Raw genomic sequence first — 19,884 nt, 5'->3', positions numbered from 1 at the left:
CAGCGCTGACGATACCGGCGTGCCCGATTCCGTGGCCGCGTGGGAGGAGCGCTACGCCGACTCCGACGACACCATCTGGTCAGGAAACCCGAACGAGGCGCTTGTGGCCATCGTCTCCGCCATGACCCCCGGTCGCGTCCTCGACGTCGGCTGCGGTGAAGGGGCCGACGTCATCTGGCTGGCCGAGAACGGCTGGGACGCCACCGGGATCGACCTTTCGACCACGGCCATCGACCGTGCCCGCAAGGCGGCCGAATCCCGGTCAGTCTCCGCTGAACTCACCGTCGCCGACATCTCCACCTGGGAACCGGAGGACCACGACCGCCGAGGCGGCTTCGACCTCGTCACCGGTTCCTTCCTCCACACCCGGCTGCCCGACACCCGAGAAGAACTGCTGGCCCGAGTCGCCGCACACGTGGCACCGGGCGGGGCTCTCCTGCTCGTGTCCCATGCGACGATGCCGCCGTGGGCGGAAGAACACAGTGAGAAGTTCGAGCACGGCATGGACCACCACCATGAACTCGTCAGCCCGAACGGAGACTTCGCCCTCCTCATCGGCGCCAGTCCGAACCGGTGGGAGATCGAACTCGCCGAAACCCGGACACGACAGGTGACCTCACCGTCCGGCGAACCCGCCGAACTCGATGACGCCGTTCTTCTGGCCCGCAGGGTCTGAGCTCCACGGTCCGATTCCGGTTTCCAGCACCGAGAGCTCCGCGGTCAAGACCGACCGCGGAGCCGCCTCGGTGAACGGGTGATTCCCACAACCCGAGACAGAGTCGAACCACCGGTCTCACCAGGTGCATTTCCGCCCACTGAGGGTCTAAGCTGGTGCCATGGCTCGGTTCAGCTTCCTCGAGTGGCCGGTACTCCGGCAGTTCCGCACGTCGGATAAGACGGGACGCGGCGAATCCGTCGTGTCTCAGCAGACCCGAGACACCACCCCACGCACCGTCACGGCCGACAAGGTCGTCCAATCCGTGTGCCCATACTGCGCTGTCGGCTGCGGACAGAAGATCTTCGTCAAGGACGACAAGGTCGTCCAGATCGAAGGCGACCCGGATTCGCCGATCTCACGCGGGCGCCTGTGCCCGAAGGGTGCGGCCAGCGAACAGCTCGTCAACGCCCCCGGCCGCGTCACCGACGTCCTCTACCGGGCCCCGAAGGCCAAGGACTGGACGAAGATCGACCTGTCGACTGCGATCGACATGATCGCCGACCGGTTCCTCGAAGCCCGCCGCAACCACTGGGAGGACTTCGACGACAAGGGCCACCCGCTCAGGCGCACGATGGGCATCGCCAGCCTCGGCGGGGCGACGATCGACAACGAAGAGAACTACCTCGCCAAGAAGCTCTACACCGCCGCCGGGGCGATACAGATCGAGAACCAGGCGCGCATTTGACACTCCGCCACAGTTCCCAGTCTGGGAACTTCGTTCGGGCGCGGCGGCGCCACACAACCCGTCCAGGATATGGCGAATGCGGACTGCATCATCATCCAGGGTTCCAATATGGCCGAGTGCCACCCCGTGGGCTTCCAGTGGGTGACCGAGGCCAAGGCCCGTGGTGCCCGCATCATCCACGTCGATCCTCGTTTCACGCGGACCACCGCGATCGCCGATAGGCATGTGCCCATCCGGGCCGGCTCCGACATCGTGCTGCTCGGTGCGCTCATCAATCGCGTGCTGTCCGAGGGCCGACACTTCGACGAGTACGTGCGCGCCTACACCAACGCCGCGAACCTCATCAGCGAAGACTATGTCGACACCGAAGACCTCGACGGACTGTTCTCCGGCTTCGACCGGGATACGCACTCGTACGAGAACTCGTCGTGGTCGTACCAGACGGATGAGAACGGTGCTCCGCTCAAGGACCCGAGCCTGGAGGACCCGAAGACGGTCTTCCAGATCCTCAGACACCACTACTCCCGGTACACGCCGGAAATGGTCGAAGAGAACTGCGGGATCAAACCTGCAGACTTCGACTACCTGTACGAATCGGTGACAGAGAACTCGGGCCGGGAGCGGACCACGTGCTTTGCCTACGCGGTCGGTTGGACTCAGCACAGCCTCGGTGCGCAATTCATCCGCACCGCCTCGATCCTCCAGCTCCTGCTGGGCAATATGGGTCGACCGGGCGGAGGAATCATGGCGCTGCGCGGGCACGCGACGATCCAGGGGTCGACCGATATTCCGACCCTGTTCAACCTGCTGCCCGGCTACCTGCCGATGCCCAGTGCGGGAGTCCACGACACTTTCGACGACTATGTCGCCGCCGTCGGCACGCCGGAGACCCACAAGGGGTATTGGGCCAACGGCCGTGCCTACGCCACGAGTCTGCTCAAGGCCTGGTGGGGCGATGCGGCCACCGCGGACAACGACTTCGCGTATGACTACCTGCCGCGCATCAACGGCGCTCACGGGACGTACCAGACCGCGGTGCGGATGCTGGATGACGGTGTCGACGGATACTTCCTGCTCGGCCAGAACCCGGCCGTGGGATCGGCCAACGGGCGCATGCAGCGCATGGCGATGAGCCACCTGAAGTGGATGGTCGTGCGCGACTTCAGCCTCATCGAATCCGCCACCTGGTGGAAGGACGGCCCCGAGATCGAGACCGGGGAGCTGAAGACCGAGGACATCGACACCGAGATGTTCTTCCTGCCTGCGGCCAACCACACGGAGAAGGCCGGCACCTTCACGCAGACCCAGCGTCTCGTGCAGTGGCGCCACAAGGCCGTCAACCCGCCCGGGGATGCACAGAGCGAACTCGACTTCTTCTATGAACTCGGCCAAGCGGTGCGCGAGAAGCTCAAGGACTCCGACGATCCGCGCGATCGGCCGCTGCTCGACATGACCTGGGACTATCCGGTCGACGAAGACGGCGAAGTCGACGCCGAAGCCGTGGTCAAGGAGATCAACGGCTACCGGGTCGGCGGCGAGGACGACGGGCAGCCGCTGGAGAATTTCAACCAGTACGCCTCCGACGGATCCACCGCCGGCGGCTGTTGGATCTACGCCGGCGTCTATGCGGGTGGTCAGAACATGGCAGCCCGCCGCAAACCGCGAGATGAACAGGATGAGACCGCCGCCGAATGGGCGTGGGCGTGGCCGGCGAACCGCCGGGTCCTGTACAACCGCGCCTCGGCCGCACCCGACGGAACTCCCTGGTCGGAGCGGAAGAAGTTCGTGTGGTGGGACGAAGAGACCGGGAAGTGGACGGGCAAGGATGTGCCCGACTTCCCGATCGACCGCGCACCGGCCGCACGATCAGATGCCGCCTATGGAGGTCCCGCCAACCTCGACGGCGATGATCCATTCATCATGCAGGCCGACGGCAAGGGCTGGCTGTTCGCACCCAGCGGCATGATCGACGGACCGATCCCCACCCACTACGAGCCGCAGGAATCCACGGTCACGAACCCGCTGTACTCACAGCAGAACAGCCCCACTCGGATGGTCATGCGCCGAGAGGACAACCTGTCCGCACCCGGTGCCGGGCTGCCCGGTTCCGAGGTCTTCCCCTACGTGTTCACGACCTACCGGCTCACCGAGCACCACACCGCCGGAGGAATGTCCCGCTGGCTGCCGTACCTGTCCGAGCTGCAGCCGGAGATGTTCTGTGAGATCTCACCGGAGCTCGCCGCCGAGGTGGGGCTCGAGCCCTACGGTTGGGCGACCTTGGTCTCCCCGCGGGCGGCCATCGAGGCCCGCGTGCTCGTGACCCGCCGAATGACTCCGCTGACGATCGGTGGGAAGACGGTCCACCAGATCGGCCTGCCCTACCACTGGGGTGTGGGCGGTACGGGTGCCGTGGTCGAGGGCGACTCGGCCAACGACCTGCTCGGCGTGACGATGGATCCGAACGTCTACATCCAGAACAGCAAGTACGTCGCGGGCACGATCGTTCCCGGCAGGCGTCCGCGCGGTCCCGAACTCGTCGACTTCGTCGAGAAGTACCAGCGTGAGGCCGGACTGAGCCCCGAATCGGGCAACCAGCAGGTCACGGTCTCCGCCGAGGAGGTCGAGGCCTCCCATGAAGCCGGACAGGGACACAGCGCAGGTGGGCACGCTCACCGCGGCGGCGATTCGGCCGTCGGAGTCACCCCGGGCAGGACCCTGGACGGGGCACCGGAGGGAGCCTCCGACGGGGACGGCGCGGCCGCCTCGGCGAGTGGATCGGATCAGGACACGGACACTGCGGCGATGGTCGACAGTGCCGATGACCGCAGCGGTAGGATCACCATCGAACCCGCCGAACCCACTGAGACGGCCGTGGCCAACCGCGCTGACGACGGTGACCCCAGCGACGGCGACCCCGACCACGGACGGCACGCCGACGGCAGCGCGATCGCCGACACCGAGGTGGCCGCCGCGGAAGCACGCGCCCGCGCAGCCAGGGCACGGCAGGAGAACGAGGAGGAGGACGACTGATGTCGACACCGACGATCGATGGGGGCGCGCTGGCGGACGGGCACTGGCACGATTCGCCCCACAGCCGCAAGGGCTTCTTCACCGACACCTCGATCTGCATCGGCTGCAAGGCCTGCGAGGTCGCGTGCAAGGAGTGGAACAACAACCCGCAGGACGGCACCTTCGAACTGCTGGGTTCCTCCTACGACAACACGGGCAGCCTCGGCGCGAACACCTGGCGGCACGTGGCCTTCATCGAACAGGACTCCGAACGCATCGAGAAGGCCCGGGAATCCGGGCGCAAACTCGTCAACCTCGGGATGCCGACGATCCGTCCGCGCACCGATGAGAGTTCCGGGGCGCAGCCGCTCGACGGAGCCCTCGGTGCCGCTGCGGAAGGGCAGACGAGTGCGGGACTGCCGACGACTCCTGAGCTGGGCGTCGACCTGCTGGCCCCCGGAGCGCTGGAGCCGACCGACCTGTCGAACGTCGACACGACACCGCCGGACACCGCGGACTTCCGGTGGCTGATGTCCTCTGACGTGTGCAAACACTGCACCCACGCCGGCTGCCTCGACGTGTGCCCGACGGGCGCGCTCTTCCGCACCGAATTCGACACCGTCGTCGTGCAGAACGATGTCTGCAACGGCTGCGGCACCTGTGTGGCCGGCTGCCCCTTCGGGGTCATCGAACGCCGCGACGACGGCACGATCAACACCCCCACCGACCGGGATGATCGCAAGGCCTCTGACATGGACGTGCCGGATGCGGGCACGGCGAACAAATGCACCCTCTGCTATGACCGCCTCGTCGAGGGTCAGGAACCGGCGTGCGCCCAGACCTGCCCGACCCAGTCGATCAAGTTCGGCGACCGGTCGGACATGGTCGACCAGGCACATGACCGCGTGGCCGAACTCCATGCGAAGGGCCTGACCGAGGCCCGTCTGTACGGGGCGAACCCGAACGACGGAGTCGGCGGCACCGGATCCGTGTTCCTCCTCCTCGACGAACCCGAGGTCTACGGCCTGCCGCCGGACCCGCGGGTCGCGACGAAGGACCTGCCGAAGATGTACGCCAACGCCGGGATCGCGGCGCTGGGCATGGTCGCCGCCGCCGGACTCGCGTTCCTCGGGAGCCGCCGTTCATGAGCACATCAGAATACGATTCCTACCGCCCACCCGAGCCGGAAGGCGGACGCAGAAAACGTCGCCGAGGCGGACGTGGAGGTTCCGGCGGACCTGAGGGTCCCGGTGGCCGACGGGGCGGACGCGGCGGCGGATGGAAGAACCGCGGAGCCGACGGCAATCGTGAGATGCCGATGGTCGAGGACGTCGAGTTCACCTCGTATTACGGTCGACCGATCGTCAAGGCCCCACCGTGGGGCGACGAGATCGGGACGTACCTGTTCCTCGGCGGTCTGGCCGGAGGTTCGTCGCTGCTGGGATTCGGCGCGCAGCTGACCGATCGGCCGGGCATGCGCATCGCCTCCCGGATGACCGCGATCGCCGCGACCGGCATCGGCGGTGCCGCACTCGTGGCCGACCTCGGCCGGCCCGAACGGTTCCTCAACATGATGCGCGTGGTCAAAGTGTCGTCGCCGATGAGCTTGGGCACGTGGATCCTCTCGGGCTTCGGCGTCGGATCGGGTGTGACCTTCGCGATCGAACTCGACCGAATCACGGGTGAGAAGCTGCTGCCCCTGGGCCCGCTTCGCAAGGTGCTCCATGGCATGGAGACTCCTGCCGCAATCGAGTCCGCGTTCTTTGCCACACCGCTGGCTGCCTATACCGCCGTGCTTCTGGGGGCGACGGCCGTTCCGACCTGGAACGCGGCTGGTCGCAATGGTCTGCCGTACGTTTTCGTGTCCTCGGCGTCGATGGCCGCCGGAGGTGCCGCGATGGCATTGGCGCCCGTCGCCGAGACCGGACCGGCCAGGCTGCTCGCGCTCGCCGGGACCGCTGGTGAAGCCTATGCGATGTCGGCGATGAGGAAGCGCATGCACCCGGCCGAGGTCGATCCGATGGACGACGGCGAGCCGGGCCACAAGCTCCACCGTGCCGAGAAGCTGCTCATCGCCGGGGCCGTCGGTGCCGCCGCCGTCGAGGTGGGGGCACGTGTGTTCGCGAAGAAGCTGGCACGGGGTTCCGGTACGACTGGTGCTTCGGGTGTGGCTGGTGCAGTTGCCGAGGCTGTCGGAAGTGCTGGCTCTGTTGGAGTCGCCAAACGGAGCTGGAAGACGCGTGCCGTGCTGCGTGGGCTGTCAGTCGTCTCCGGTGCGGCTCTCGCTGCCGCCTCGGCGTACACGCGTTTCGGAGTGCTCGAGGCCGGCATCGAATCGACGAAGGACCCGCGTCACGTCGTCGAACCGCAGCGCGCTCGCCTCGAAGAACGTCGCGCAGCCGGCATCACCGACGACTCCATCACCACCGGCCGCTAGACGGGCGGGCAAGGCATCACCGCTAAGCGCGAGCGCCCCTCACCGTGAGCATCCCTCACCGTTCGTGTTGCTGGGCGCCGGTAGTGCCAGCACCCACTCGCGAGTGGGTCTTCCTACAGTTCCTATGGAACCCCTCGGCTTTCGTGCCAAAACACCTCGGTGCAACGGGGTGGTGTGCGAGCACCGATGAGGGATGCTCGAAATCGTCGCGAAACTTCCCTCTGCGAACGCCGATCGGCGTCAAAAACAGCCTCACCAGACACCATATTCAGCAACATAGCTTGCAATTTGAAGTGTGTCGGGTAGCGAGAGAGACCTATGAAGAAGCTGCTCAAGGATCGTCAGAGCCTTAGGTTCGGTGTGGCGGTCGCGGTGGCCTTTCCGCTGATCTACTTCCTAATGAATTTCCTTGGTTTGAGCAATGGGATGTTCAGTTGGTGGGAGACACTGTTGTTCGGACTCGTCCAGGGGGTCATCTTCTGGTTCTGTATGGCCAGCTTCCGCCAATTCTGGGACGAGGACATCACCCCGCGCTGAGTAGGCATCGGAGCGACGCCGAGTCGCAGCACCGTCATTTGAAGAAACGGACTGTGGGCAATGGCTCTTCTTCCAAGTCAGCCATCTACGACTGCTTCTCTGTTCTGCCACACCACCTCACCGTCGACGAAGGTGGCGCGTACCTGAGCCTCGAGTAGTCGGTCCTGATCATCGGAGAAGGGATCGACGTCGAGAACGACGAGGTTGGCACGACCCCCTGGGGTGATCCGGCCAATGCCGTCGGCGAATCCCCCTGCCCGCGCCGCGGCATGCGTGAGCGCACCCAATGCTTGGGCTGGCGTGAAGGCTCGCTCCGGATGATAGTTGGTATCCCCAGGTTCTAATGCCGAGCGGGTGGTCAAGGCGATGAAGAGGTTGTGCGACATCTGATGCGGTGCCGTCGGCGCATCCGTGCCCAGAGCAATGTGGACTCCGGCCTCACGGAACTTCTGCCACGGGAACCCGTTCTCGGCGCGTTGCCCTCCGAGCACCGTCATCCAATTGCCCATGATCGCCGGATCGCAGTGCACCGGCTGCATCGATGCAACGACGCCGAGGCCGGCCATGCGTGCGATCGTCTCATCGGTCACCGACTCGAGGTGTTCGATCCGCGGGGACCGGATTCGGGGTCCATTGACGCGCACGCATTCGGCCACAAGGTCGAGGGCGATCTCACTGGCGTGGTCACCGATGGCGTGCATGGCAAGCTCGAGTCCATGGGCATCGGCAGCGACAGCGACCGGAGCCGCCGATTCGAACGACCAGATCGGCCCGGCCTGCGTTCCGTCGACATAGGGGTCGCGCATGGCTGCAGTGCAGGCATCGATGACGCCATCGAGGATGAACTTTACGCCGACGATGCGGAACCATTCGGAGCCGGGAAGGTCGGCGAACTGGTCGCGAATCTCGGCGGCTCGTGCGACAGCGGCGAGATCGCGGGCCGGATCGCCGGTGGGCCGCAGCAGCCAGTGAGCAGTGATGGGAAACGGCAGTCGTCCGTCCCTCTCGAGTCGACGGCGGAAAGTCGCCGCCTCTGCTTCGCCCACCGCCATGTCGGTCGCCGAGGTAACTCCGTTCTCCAGATAGACGCGGAAGGCGCTGTCGAGGAACCGATCACGATCCTCATCGGTCGTGACGGACTCGAGATAGGACCATGCGTACTCGATCGCCGCGTTTTCGAGGAGGAACCCTGTCGCCTGCCCCTGCCCATTACGGACGATTTCGCCGCCGTGCGGGTTCGATGTCGCCTCTGTAATGCCCATGGCCTCAAGCGCTGCTGTATTCACCCAAGCGGAATGCACATCATTGGAGTCGAGGAGCACGGGGACGTCGCTGACCACCTCGTCGATCATGTCAGCCGTGGGCCGGTCGCCGGGGATGGCGTCGAACATCCAACCCGAGCCCAGCACGCACGGGGCTTTGGGCTGCTCCTGTCGCTTGAGCGCCAAGCGCTCTTGGATCTCCTCGAGACTCGTGCAGTCCCGCAGCTGAACTTTGTCGAGCGTCTGGCCGAGCATCATCAGGTGCGTGTGTCCCTCGACAAATCCGGGAGCGAGGAGGCTGCCTTCGAGGTCGATCCGCTGCGCGGAGTCTCCCGCGATATCGAGGACCGCTGAGGTGTCTCCGACCGCGAGAATACGGCCGGCGTCGATCGCCACTGCCTGGCCGATCGGTGCGTGTTCGTCTCCGGTGAAGACAACGGCATTCTCATAGACCGTGGTCATGGTGTCCTTTCGTGGGTTACTGCGGCCTCGTCGAGGCTGTTGAGCGTCTTCTCTACGCGGGTTGATACGCGTGCGATGAGCATCGTCGGAATGATGAGGACGAAGCTGACGAGACCCACGATCAGTCCGAAGGTCGGAATTCCGACACCGTCGATGATCCAGGCTCCGATGATCGGGGCAAAGCTCGAACCGACGATATAGGCCCCGATCAGCGGTCCTGACCAGTTTCCTCGCGCATCGAGACCGGCGGCAGTGGCAATGAAGAGCGTGAAGGCGAAGGCGTAGATGGTGTTCACCGCGATGATGAGAGTGGCGAGCATTGCGGGGTCCGTCTCCACACCGATCCAGATCTTGATCGCTCCTCCGAGTGCCAGTGCGATGCCCAAGGGCAGGGCGCGTCCGATTCGGCTGCCGAGCAGGGTCACAACGAGCATTGCTCCGGCGCCGATGCCCGCAGCCGCGCTGAGCGCAAAGCCGAGGGTCTGATCGGACATGCCGACCGCATCACCAAGAGTCGGGGCAAGTGTCCAGACAGAATCTTCGCTGGTTCCCCACAGGGGGAATACTATGAGCACGCCGATTCCTGCGAGGAGGACTGTGCGCGGTGTGCGTGGTCGACTCGATAAGGGTGTCGCCTCGGCTCGGGTTTCGGCGAGCACCTCGGTCGTCGATGTTTCAGGTGTGCTCGGCAACCAGACCGTCACGGCGAAGCTGACCAGCGATAGCAGGGCCAGTGATCCGAAGACGGTGATCTGGGCCAGGCCGAGGATGGGAATGACGGCGAGGACGACCATGACGAGGAGTCTGTTGACGACTCCGGACGATGCGCTGACCCGGTTGGGGTTCCGCAGTGCGGCAATCGCGGCACCTGAGGTCGATACCGCAGTGCCGAGTCCCGCCGAGCCGATGAGGAAGCTGATGACGATGAGCGCTGTGGGTCCGGTGACCAGCGCAGCGACGAGAAAGGCAATAGTCGCAATGCCGAGTCCGCTGGCGGCGATGGTGCGTCTCCTGGTCCCGGCTGCGGCACGGGAGGTCGCTAACCCGATGAGAGCCGAAGTGAAGAGTCCCCACGTGAGGATGTTGCCTGAGGCGACGACGTCGAATCCGATCTGCTCGAAGACCGACATGATCAGCGGAGCGAGGTTGGCAAGCATGAGTCCGGCGAGAGAGACGAGGAAGACTGCAGATCCGTTCCGCGGCCCGAGGGGGACCCGCGGATCATCCGGTGTCGGCGGTGCGGAGGTGGAAGTGGAACTCATAGGTCGGCCCCTTTGCCAGTGCGAGTTTCGCGAATTAAACGAAAAGTTTTCGGTTATATAGAATGGTGCCCGTACACCGAGACCTTGTCAATGCGTAGACGAGTAGCGTTAGTCCAGATTTCGGGCCCCTTAAGCGCCTGGGCGTCCGGACGTCCTTGAGGAAGTGAGCGCTTCATGGCACGACCTAGTTCCCCACTGCTGAGCCGGGAGAAGATCGGACGCGCAGCGATTGGGATGATCGATGGCGGCGGTGAGCTCAAGATCCAGCCCTTGGCCAAGAAGCTCGGGGTCAGTCTGTCCTCGATCTACCATCATGTCGACGGACGTGAAGGGGTCATCCACGCGATGCGTGAGGTTCTCAGCGTCGAATACGCCCTGAACATCCCTGATCAGGGGTCATGGAAAGACAACCTGAAGGCAATGGTGGATTCGCTGTGGCGGCTGTATTCGGATCATCCACGGGTGATGATCCACCTGCTCGGAGTCACAGTCGAGGAACCCGGGACGTTGACTCTCTACGAGTCCCTCATCGACGTGTTGGCCGATGCGGGTGTGCCGGAGACCGAGCTTCTCACGACGATCGAGGTGCTCGATGCGTTTGCCTTCGGAGCCGCACTCGATGCGCTGTCGCCGCAAGTGATCTTCGCTCCTGCGTCAGAGGACTCTCGGCTCACCAGTTTGATTGAGAATCACCCTGCGGGCACCGAGCGCAATCATCGGCTCTACCGACGCGGTCTCGACTTCATCATCGCCGGCATCGAGGCTGGGATAAACCAGCCCTAGCCCCTCACCTCACGTGCACGCCGGAGCCGACGACGATCTCTCCGATGACTGGGTGGCCGGGCAGTTCGCCGACGACGAGCAGTCCGCCGGAGGTCTGCGCATCGGCCAGAAGCAGCAGGTCGTCCTCGGTCACGGAATCCTCGGCGGTGAGGTGGGGCCGCACCCAGTCGAGGTTTCGCCTGGTCCCACCGGACACGTATCCGGCTGCGATTGACTCATCGACTCCGCCGAGGCGGGGCACCGCAGCCGCATCGATGACCGCTCCGACTCCGGAGGCCCGTGCCATCTTGAACAGGTGCCCGAGCAGGCCGAAACCGGTGACATCCGTGGCTGCCCGCACGCCTGCAGCCACAGCCGCCCGTGAGGCCTCGGCGTTGAGCGCGGTCATCGTGGCGATCGCCTCGTCGAAGGTCTCACCGGTGACTTTGTGTCGGTTGTTGAGGATCCCCACGCCGATCGGCTTGGTAAGTGTCAGGGGCAGCCTCGCCTCGGCGGAATCGTTGCGCATGAGCTCATTCGGATGCGCCACACCGGTCACGGCCATGCCGTACTTCGGTTCGGGGTCGTCGATCGAATGGCCGCCGGCGACGGGGCAGTTCGCCTGCGCCGCAACATCGAGCCCGCCGCGCAGGACCTCGGTGAGCAGCTCCATCGGCAGCTTCTCCCGCGGCCATCCGACGAGGTTGATCGCCGTGACCGGGGTCCCGCCCATCGCGTAGATGTCGGACAGGGCATTGGCCGCGGCGATGCGCCCCCAGTCGTAGGCATTGTCGATGACAGGGGTGAAGAAGTCCGCCGTCGAGAGCACCGCGAGGTCGTCTCGGACCCGCACCGCCGAAGCATCATCGCCGTCATCGAGGCCGACGAGGACATCCGGACCAGGCTGGCCGATCAGCCCGCGCACCGCGTCCTCGAGCTCGCCGGGGGGAATCTTGCAGGCGCATCCTCCACCGTGGGCGAACGAGGTCAGACGGTCCTGAATCGCAGTCATACTGCGAGACTAACACCGGCGGTCAAGGCCGTCGACGGACGCCCGATTCCATTCTGTCACCGAGGCGACCGTGCACCTCCGTACGGGCGCACGGCCGGTCGTTCGCCCGGGTCAGTGCCTCCCCGCCGGACGGCCGGCCCGCCGCGCGCGGGCCGCGCGGACGGCGATGATTCCGCCGATGACCAGCAACGCGCCGAGCAGTGCGGTGAGCAGAACCGGTCCGCCGGTGCGTGGCAGATCCCCACCCCCGTCGGACGATCCGCCCCCGTCGGACGATCCGTCCACGTTTGCGCCGCTTCCTGACGAGGCACTCGAAGAGGCATTCGACGAGGCTCCGGCCGAACCGCTTCCCGCCGAGGAATCCTCATCGGCACCGGCCGAGGCCTTGGTCGAGGCGCCGTCATCGTCCGACCCCTCCGATGAGCCGTCCTCGCCTCCCGTGGAGGAAGCGTCGGAGCCGTCCTCAGCTCCCGCACTGTCGGCGGATCCGCCGCTGTCGGCCGATCCGTCGTCATCGCCGGGACCCGGAGGCGGTTCTTCCCCCGCCACCTCGACGGTGGCCTTCGCGGTCTTGCCGTTGACGGTGACCTCGAGGGCCGCGGTTCCCGGGTTCTCCGCGGTGATCTGACCCGTCGCCGGGTTGACGCGGACGACGTCGGAGGCCGCCTCGGGGACCCCTGATTTCACTGACTGGGCACTGACCTTCGCACCCGTCGCCTGCTGCATGTCCACCTCGGCGCCGGAATCGACCACGACACCGTCGCCGCCCCATTGGGCGGTCGCCGGCCACCCGACGGGAACGGTGCGCTCACCCTGTGTGAAGGACGCCGCGACGTCCGCGGACTGGCCCGGGGCCAGGGAGCCGGGTGCCTCGAGTGAGATCGAATCGACGCGCGGCTTCGTCTCCGCGGCCAGCCAGCCGACCCTATCGGCTGTGGTCGGATCGTCCCCGACGTCGCCGACGCCGGGATCGATGCCGAGCATCGTCCACCCGGTGAATCCGCCGGTCGCCGGGGTGCCGGCCGGATCCTTCCCGGAATTGCCGTTGATCAGGTAGCTCACGCCCTCCATCGCGGACCCGTGGAATGCTCCTACGTGGCCGTTGATCACGGCCGCGGACTTCCCGCTGTCCTTGCGGAACTCTCCGAGCTTCTTCTCGAGTTCCGCGGCCTCCCGTCGGTCCCCGAGCTGGCTCGTCTTCGACGGCAGCGGATCCTGCGGGGGATGGTGGAAGAACACGGTGATGCCGGTCAGCTCGTCACGTTCGGCCACCTCGTCGAGGGCGTCTTCGAGCATGTTCAACTGCGAATCATCGCTGCCGTTGAGGGTCCCGTCCGAGGAATTCAGGGTCACGATCTTCGTCCGCCCCACGGTGCGCTCGCCCGTCGGGGAACCGAATGCGGCCTCGAAGTTGTCGATCTCCCCACCCATGATCTCGTGGTTGCCGGGCACGTAGATGTAGGGGATCGACTCATCCCACTCCTCGTCGATGATCGTCTTCGCCAGCTCGAAATCCTCCTGAGAGGCCTCGTCGACGAGGTCGCCGTTGATGACGAGCAGATCCGGCTTTGCGGCACGGATCTCCTTGAGCGTCCGCCTAGCACCCTTGACAGCTTCGGAATCCGGGTCGGTGCCGACGAACTGGGCGTCGCTCATCACGGCGATGTTCTGCGGACGGTCAGCGACGGTCCCGGTCGTCAGCAGCGCCGGATCATGCCGCGCCGAGGTGGCCGGATCGTCGGTCTCAGGCGTGGAGATCGCCTGGAGGTCGGAGATCGAAATGTCCCCCTTGTACTTCTCGGCAGACCGGGTCTCCATCATCCGGATTCGTTCGAGGGTGAGCGGTTGGGAGAGCCCCTCGGGGACGGTGAAGCGGACCTTCTGCCACCCGTCGAAGGTGATGTGGTCGCCGTCGATGTTCGTCACTGTGCCGTCGGGAGTGCTCACCTGCAGCCTCGGCCAGGCCCCGGTGCCGTCGCCGCGGACCATCATCTCGAACGCCACCGTGTTGCCTTCCAGCTTCACCGGCTCCTTCGGGATGAGGTAGTAGCCGCGCGTCGCCGAGGAGGTGGAGAAGTCATATGTGAGATCGATGCTCGGCTTGCCATCAGGGCTGGGCTCACCTGCGGTGAATGAGCCGGTGGCCCGATCGTGGCCGTCGGTGAACGCCGAGGTGTCGGAGAAGTCGAGGACCTCGGTCGTTTCGGTGCCGACGGTCACCGGGATCGTCGTTGTCACGTCTCCGACGGTGAGCTTCACGTTCCCGGACGTCGGTTCGTCGTCGCGGGAGTCCTTGCCTTTCCCAGCCGTCGACGAATCGGCGGAGACGACGAGTTCGCCGAGTCCGTCGGTGTCGACCGTCAGCCCTTCGTCGGCGTCGACGTCGATGTCGCCGGTTTCGATGAGAGAACGCCTGCCCTCGGAGTCGAAGCCGGTCAGGGACACCGTCTGCGAGTCCTGGGCGTGCTCGAGGTTGATGCTCCGCGCGCTCGGCCAGAGTCCGACCGGTTCGCCGAGCACATCGAGGTCCTGTCGCGCGGTGTGCCCGTCGACGGCATAGCTCACGCGACCCTTGCCGGTGGTCTCACCGGTCACGCGGGCGTTCGACTCATCGGAGTCGGCGAGCTTCACTCCGCAGTCGGCGGAGAACGTTCCGGAGGAGGCGATCGGTTCGAGATTCTTACCGAGCCCGGTACCCCTCATCGATCGACTCAGCCCCTTGAGCACGGTGGTCTGTCCGTCGAGTTCGGGTTCGATCTGCGCATCGGCCAGCTGCTCTGCGGGGGCGTCTGAGTAGAAGACGAGGGCATTGGCGACGGTGCGCTGCTTACCGTCGGACGGGTCGTTCTGCAGTGCCGGAGCATCTGCGCCGGCTGTGCGGGCGAGCATCGTCGTCGACCCGCCGCCGTCGAGGTTGACCGCGTTGTAGGCGCCGATGTCAGCGAAGAACTCGCCCATGTCCTCGAGACTCATGCCTCCCGAGGACTCGCTGCGTCCGTCGATGGTGGTGACGAACAGCTCCGAACCGTCCTTGCTGATGCCCACCGCGGTGCGCGGGTGTTCGGTGTCTTCGAGGTCGCCGGCGGGGAGGTCGGGAACCGAGCCGTCGGCCAGGATCTGGTGGCTGCCCGCGATCCCCATGTCGACATCCTCGCTCGGTCCGATCTCGACATCGACGTCGTCGCCGACTTCGAGTTCCGACAGCGTCTTCGCCCCGGCATCGCGGCCGAGCAGGACCTGTCCGTCTGCCGGGATTTCCGGGTCGCCCGCTTCGTCCACCATGCCCGAGGTTTCGGTGACCTTTCCGTCGACGACAGTGACGCGGGCTATCTCGGCGGCTATGTCATCGGGGCCGCCGACCGGACGGTCGAGCGTATGGTCTCCCCACGCCTCGTTGTACACACCGATGGTGTCGGGACTCAGCTCCGGGTTGTTCAATCCGCCGAGTTCCGTCTCCTGCCCGTCATGGGTCAGCGTTCCCGCCGCGGAGAGCATCGACACGGCTGCCTTCTTGTCCTCGAGCGTGAGCGCCGGTTTGGCCTCCTTCGAGCCGATGCGCATGCCCTCCCGAGACACCGAGGTGTAGATCGGTGCCCACGACTGGTTGATGTCGAAGAACGTGCCGTTGACGGCGGCCACGGCCTTCTTCCCTTCGGGTCCGCCCGCCATGATCTCGCTGGTGGTACCGGCGCCGGCGACCTCACCCGTGTCGCGGACGTCCATCGACAGGGAGTCCGTGGTGAGGTCCGCGGTGAGCACATTGCCGTTGTTCCACCCTCCGTCCTCGAGACGGGAGAAGTTCGTCAGGTCGAGTCCCGGAGCCACGCGTTTGGTTTCGACGTCGCGCAGTGCCGACCCGTCCCTGCTGAGGTCGTCATCACTCGGCGGTGCCGCATAGGCCGGCGTTGAGGCGGGACCCGGAAGACCGGGAAGCGATCCGGTGGGTGCGACAGGGGCAGCGAGGACCGCCAGTGTGGCGAGGATGGCGGGGATGAAAAGTCGCGCTCCGGTGGGATGGGATCGGCGGTGTGACCAGGCAGGATGAAGCGAAGAGGGCATGACGACCTTCGAGCGGTGATGGCTGGGAACCTTGTCACCTTAAGCCGCGCTCGGAGAAGCCTGAGCGAATGGTGAGTGAACTCGGTCGGAAGATCGGTACCGGCGCGCTCGATACTGGTTCGTTTGGTCAAACGAGCGCCGCCCCGGCCGCATCGGCCCTTCGCTTCACCTCGCTCACACCCGCGATAGGATTCCTTATGGAGGCGTCCGTGTCCTGGTGGGCGCCCTGGTCTTCAAAACCAGTGAGACCGAGTATCTCGGTCTGGCGGGTTCGATTCCCGTCCGCCTCCGCCAACCGTTTCGCGGTTCCGCCGACCAAGCGGCGCCGCCATGACCCCGCACAGAGGAGGAGGTCAGATGGTCGAGTCCGACCCGCGTCGATCCATTCCGCGCACGGATCATCTCCTCGCCCTTCCCGAGGTCATCGCAGCAGGTGAGCGCCTCAACCAGGCGACCATCAAGGCCATCATCTCCGAGGTGCAGAACGCCGCCCGGGCCGGTGAGATCCCCGTCGCCGAGGTGGCCTCCGCCATTGTCTCCTCGCTCGCTTCCCGTTCGGCCTCCTCCCTGACCCCGGTGCTCAACGCCACCGGCATCCTCGTCCACACGAACCTCGGCCGGGCACCGCTCTCACCTGCGGCGACACAGGCCATCACCGAGGCGGCCGGCTACGTCGACGTCGAAATGGACCTCGGCACCGGCAAACGCAGCAAGCGGGGGACCGGAGCGAAAGCCGCCCTGCTGCGGGCCTGCCCGGCGGCCGAGGACGCCCTTGTCGTCAACAACGGAGCCGCCGCCCTGCTGCTGGCTGTCACTGCACTGCGCGGCCGCGGCACAGGTTCCGGCGAGATCATCATCAGCCGCGGCGAACTCATCGAAATCGGTGCCGGGTTCCGTCTCACCGACCTTATGACGACGACCGGCGCCAGGCTGCGCGAGGTCGGCACGACGAACCGCACCCACGTGGCCGACTACGCCGAGGCCATCAGCGACGACACGTCCTGCCTGCTCAAGGTGCACACGAGCAACTTTCGCGTCGAAGGATTCACCTCCTCCGTCGAGGTGGCCGACCTGCGCGGACTCGCCGACGAGCACAACCTGCCGCTCATCGTCGACCTCGGCTCCGGGCTCTTCACTCCCGACCCGGCATTGCCCGACGAACCCGATATCGACACCGCACTGCGCGCCGGCGCCGACCTCGTCATCGTCTCCGGCGACAAACTCCTCGGCGGCCCGCAGGCCGGCCTCATCCTCGGCCGCACCGAAGCAGTGCAGACACTGGCCAAACACCCCCTGGCCAGAGCGCTGCGCACGGACAAACTCACCCTCGCCGCACTCGAAGCCACGATCACGCACACGGCGAACCCGATCCACGACGCCCTCCACATCGACGCAGATCACCTGCGGAAACGCACCGAAACTCTCGCCGAGGCGGTCGGTGCCACGATCGTCGACCACGACGGACGAGTCGGCGGCGGGGGAGCCCCCGGAGTGCCCCTGTCCGGGTGGGCCGTCGAACTGCCCGAAGTCTTCGCCGAGCCGCTGCGCCGCGGCGATCCTGCGATCGTCGCCCGAGTCCACCAGGGACGATGCTTGGTCGACCTGCGCTGCGTACCCGATAGCGAAGACAACCGCATCGCTACCGCCATCAAGCGAGTCCGTGCTGACAATGCCTGACACTTTCGTCATCGCCACCGCCGGACACGTCGATCATGGGAAGTCGACGCTGGTGGGTGCCCTGACCGGAATGGAACCTGATCGGTGGGCCGAAGAGAAGAAGCGCGGGTTGACCATCGACCTCGGCTTCGCCTGGACGACCCTGCCCTCGGGGCGCGAACTCGCTTTCGTCGATGTCCCCGGGCACGAGAAGTTCCTCGCGAACATGCTCGCCGGTCTCGGTCCCGCCCCCATCGCCTGCTTCGTCATCGCCGCCGACAAAGGCTGGCAAGCCCAGTCGAGTGACCACCGCGATGCGATCAATGCACTGGGCATCACCCACGGCCTCGTCGTCATCACCCGGGCCGACCTCGCCCCTGACTCTGTCGAGATCACAAAGGCTCAGGTCAGAGCGCAGCTGCGTGGAACACCACTCGAAGCAGCGCCGATCGTCACGGTGTCAGCCACGACCGGGCAGGGCCTGCCCGAACTCATCCGCGTCCTCGACGAGGTCACGGCCACGGCCGAGCCTCCGGCCGCCTCGGGGAGGGTTCGACTGTGGGTCGACCGCGCGTTCACGATTAGGGGCGCCGGCACCGTCGTCACCGGAACCCTCACCGCAGGCACCCTGACCACCGGCGATACCGTCGAACTGCGCGGTGCGACCATCGACCGGACCGTGGGTGTGCGCGGTCTGCAATCCCGGAATTCCACCACCAACGAGGTGGCCCCACAGGCCCGCGTGGCCGTCAACCTCCGCGACGTCCCCGCCGACGACCTTCACCGCGGCGACGCCCTGCTCACGAGTGGGGCCTGGCCTATCGTCGATGCGATCGATGTGCGCCGCACCATGGGCGAGGCCCTCGACTCCGGCATCCACGAACTCATGGCCCATATCGGCACCGCCGCCGTGCCCGCCCGGCTGCGATCCTTCGACGCCGACCACGCCCGGCTCACCCTCGATCGGCCCCTTCCGCTGCAGGTCAGCGACCGGATCGTGCTTCGCGCCCCGGGCAGCCGCAACGTCTTCGCAGGACTCCTCGTGCTCGATGTCGATCCGCCTGAACTGTCCCGACGAGGCGACGGCGCCAGGCGGGCTCGGGAGCTCTCCGAACGTCCCGTGAATGGCGATGTCCTCGCCGAGGTGGCCCGTCGCGGAGCCGTCGAACGCACCGTCCTCACCCGGTTCGGTCTACAGGTGCCCGTCGACGAATCCTTGCCTGCCGACGTTGAGGATGTGGGCGGCTGGCTCGTCCACTCGCCGAGGCTGACCGCTTGGGTCGAGGCGACGAACTCCCTGGTCAGCCGCGAGCTCGCCGCCTCGCCGATGGTCGCGGGAGTGCCCGTCAAGGCCGTCGCCGAGACACTGCGCCGAGGTTCGGACTCCGATCGAAGGCCTGGTGGCAAGACCACGAGCGATGCCACGTCGGCAGCGCACGCTGGGCCGACTCTGCCCCTGCCCAAAGGCACGGACGCCGCGACTCGCCGACTGCTCAACCAGGTCATCTTTCGCGCCGGGCTCGAAGCCGTCGACGGAATGGTTCGCCCGCCCGGGCATACCGCGGGACTCGGTGCGGCCGAAGCCGGTATCGCCGAGATCGAACGGCGACTGGCAGCCGACCCGTTCGCAGCCCCGGAAGCCGATGACCTGCGCGAACTCGGTCTCGGAGCGCGGGAGCTCGCGGTCGCCGAGAAGGCGGGACGGATCCTGCGCCTCGGCGACGGAATCATCGTGTCTCCGCGCACTCCCGCGCAGGCGATGCGGATCCTCGCCGGTCTCGCCCAGCCCTTCACCACGAGCCAGGCGAGGCAGGCGCTGGGGACGACCCGACGCATCGTCATCCCTCTCCTCGAACATCTCGACGGCCGGGGCTGGACGCGCCGACTCGACACCACACACCGCGAAGTCGTGCGCTGAGGACCCTCGCGGCATTATCGGATGTGCGGCCACGACGACGAACCGATCGCCGGGTCGGTGGGCGGCCGCCTCGGCGAAACTCAGTGACCTGTATTACGATCAAGT

General features: G+C 66.1%; 11 protein-coding genes, 1 tRNA gene and 1 pseudogene. 9 read left to right on the top strand and 4 right to left on the bottom strand.

Translation table 11 applies throughout. The features are described 5' to 3' along the window. Positions 1-19 precede the first annotated feature (19 nt). The 5 genes and pseudogenes from EB835_RS02625 to EB835_RS02600 all read left to right on the top strand — a co-directional run bounded on the left by EB835_RS02625 (position 20) and on the right by EB835_RS02600 (position 7,386). Positions 20-676, top strand: coding sequence for a class I SAM-dependent methyltransferase (locus tag EB835_RS02625; RefSeq protein ID WP_240688509.1), 657 nt, complete (start codon positions 20-22; stop codon positions 674-676). A 160-nt stretch (positions 677-836) separates the two neighbouring features. Then, positions 837-4,007 (top strand): annotated as a pseudogene (gene fdnG, locus EB835_RS02615) (formate dehydrogenase-N subunit alpha); the annotation flags it as partial. 425 nt (positions 4,008-4,432) lie between these two features. Then, on the top strand, positions 4,433-5,560 hold the full coding sequence (locus EB835_RS02610) for a 4Fe-4S dicluster domain-containing protein (protein WP_135807934.1): 1,128 nt from the start codon (positions 4,433-4,435) through the stop codon (positions 5,558-5,560). Beyond that, the gene (nrfD, locus tag EB835_RS02605; protein WP_135807933.1) at positions 5,557-6,849 is read left to right on the top strand and encodes an NrfD/PsrC family molybdoenzyme membrane anchor subunit; all 1,293 of its coding nucleotides are present in this window, start codon (positions 5,557-5,559) and stop codon (positions 6,847-6,849) included. Before EB835_RS02610 ends, nrfD begins: the two co-directional genes overlap by 4 nt. Positions 6,850-7,167: 318 nt before the next feature. Beyond that, the gene (locus tag EB835_RS02600) at positions 7,168-7,386 is read left to right on the top strand and encodes a hypothetical protein (RefSeq protein WP_135807932.1); all 219 of its coding nucleotides are present in this window, start codon (positions 7,168-7,170) and stop codon (positions 7,384-7,386) included. A gap of 77 nt (positions 7,387-7,463) precedes the next feature. Here EB835_RS02600 and EB835_RS02595 read toward each other — a convergent pair whose 3' ends face one another. Further along, complete coding sequence (locus tag EB835_RS02595) at positions 7,464-9,110, bottom strand: amidohydrolase (RefSeq protein ID WP_135807931.1); 1,647 nt, start codon at positions 9,108-9,110, stop codon at positions 7,464-7,466. Next, a complete protein-coding gene (locus EB835_RS02590; protein WP_135807930.1) occupies positions 9,107-10,372 on the bottom strand; it encodes an MFS transporter in 1,266 nt (421 codons plus the stop codon). The genes EB835_RS02595 and EB835_RS02590 overlap by 4 nt, the downstream gene beginning before the upstream one ends. Before the next feature lie 174 nt (positions 10,373-10,546). Between EB835_RS02590 and EB835_RS02585 the strand changes: the two genes are divergently transcribed. Next, on the top strand, positions 10,547-11,155 hold the full coding sequence (locus EB835_RS02585; protein WP_135807929.1) for a TetR/AcrR family transcriptional regulator: 609 nt from the start codon (positions 10,547-10,549) through the stop codon (positions 11,153-11,155). A gap of 4 nt (positions 11,156-11,159) precedes the next feature. On the opposite strand, the gene selD is transcribed toward EB835_RS02585, so the two are convergent. After that, positions 11,160-12,146 carry a selenide, water dikinase SelD gene (selD, locus tag EB835_RS02580; RefSeq protein ID WP_135807928.1) on the bottom strand — a complete coding sequence of 329 codons (987 nt, stop codon included), beginning with the start codon at positions 12,144-12,146 and terminating at the stop codon, positions 11,160-11,162. A gap of 111 nt (positions 12,147-12,257) precedes the next feature. After that, the gene (locus EB835_RS02575; protein WP_135807927.1) at positions 12,258-16,205 is read right to left on the bottom strand and encodes a phosphodiester glycosidase family protein; all 3,948 of its coding nucleotides are present in this window, start codon (positions 16,203-16,205) and stop codon (positions 12,258-12,260) included. Positions 16,206-16,404: 199 nt separating this feature from the next. Here EB835_RS02575 and EB835_RS02570 point away from each other — a divergent pair. The 3 genes from EB835_RS02570 (at position 16,405) to selB (ending at position 19,779) form a co-directional block, all read left to right on the top strand. Continuing rightward, positions 16,405-16,499, top strand: a tRNA-Sec gene (locus EB835_RS02570). Between the two features lie 63 nt (positions 16,500-16,562). Next, a complete protein-coding gene (gene selA, locus EB835_RS02565; RefSeq protein ID WP_135807926.1) occupies positions 16,563-17,882 on the top strand; it encodes an L-seryl-tRNA(Sec) selenium transferase in 1,320 nt (439 codons plus the stop codon). Then, the gene (gene selB / locus EB835_RS02560; RefSeq protein ID WP_135807925.1) at positions 17,875-19,779 is read left to right on the top strand and encodes a selenocysteine-specific translation elongation factor; all 1,905 of its coding nucleotides are present in this window, start codon (positions 17,875-17,877) and stop codon (positions 19,777-19,779) included. The genes selA and selB overlap by 8 nt, the downstream gene beginning before the upstream one ends. Positions 19,780-19,884 lie beyond the last annotated feature (105 nt).

Source organism: Brevibacterium sp. S22 (assembly GCF_004745485.1).
Taxonomy (GTDB): domain Bacteria; phylum Actinomycetota; class Actinomycetes; order Actinomycetales; family Brevibacteriaceae; genus Brevibacterium.
This window is presented reverse-complemented; position numbering and strand designations above follow the sequence as displayed.

Bases quoted from the DNA above. Each gene is read 5' to 3' on its own strand.
- EB835_RS02585 (WP_135807929.1), top strand. From the start codon at position 10,547: ATGGCACGACCTAGTTCCCCACTGCTGAGCCGGGAGAAGATCGGACGC.
- nrfD (WP_135807933.1), top strand. From the start codon at position 5,557: ATGAGCACATCAGAATACGATTCCTACCGCCCACCCGAGCCGGAAGGC.
- selD (WP_135807928.1), bottom strand. From the start codon at position 12,146: ATGACTGCGATTCAGGACCGTCTGACCTCGTTCGCCCACGGTGGAGGA.
- EB835_RS02610 (WP_135807934.1), top strand. From the start codon at position 4,433: ATGTCGACACCGACGATCGATGGGGGCGCGCTGGCGGACGGGCACTGG.
- EB835_RS02600 (WP_135807932.1), top strand. From the start codon at position 7,168: ATGAAGAAGCTGCTCAAGGATCGTCAGAGCCTTAGGTTCGGTGTGGCG.
- EB835_RS02575 (WP_135807927.1), bottom strand. From the start codon at position 16,205: ATGCCCTCTTCGCTTCATCCTGCCTGGTCACACCGCCGATCCCATCCC.
- EB835_RS02590 (WP_135807930.1), bottom strand. From the start codon at position 10,372: ATGAGTTCCACTTCCACCTCCGCACCGCCGACACCGGATGATCCGCGG.
- selB (WP_135807925.1), top strand. From the start codon at position 17,875: ATGCCTGACACTTTCGTCATCGCCACCGCCGGACACGTCGATCATGGG.
- selA (WP_135807926.1), top strand. From the start codon at position 16,563: ATGGTCGAGTCCGACCCGCGTCGATCCATTCCGCGCACGGATCATCTC.
- EB835_RS02595 (WP_135807931.1), bottom strand. From the start codon at position 9,110: ATGACCACGGTCTATGAGAATGCCGTTGTCTTCACCGGAGACGAACAC.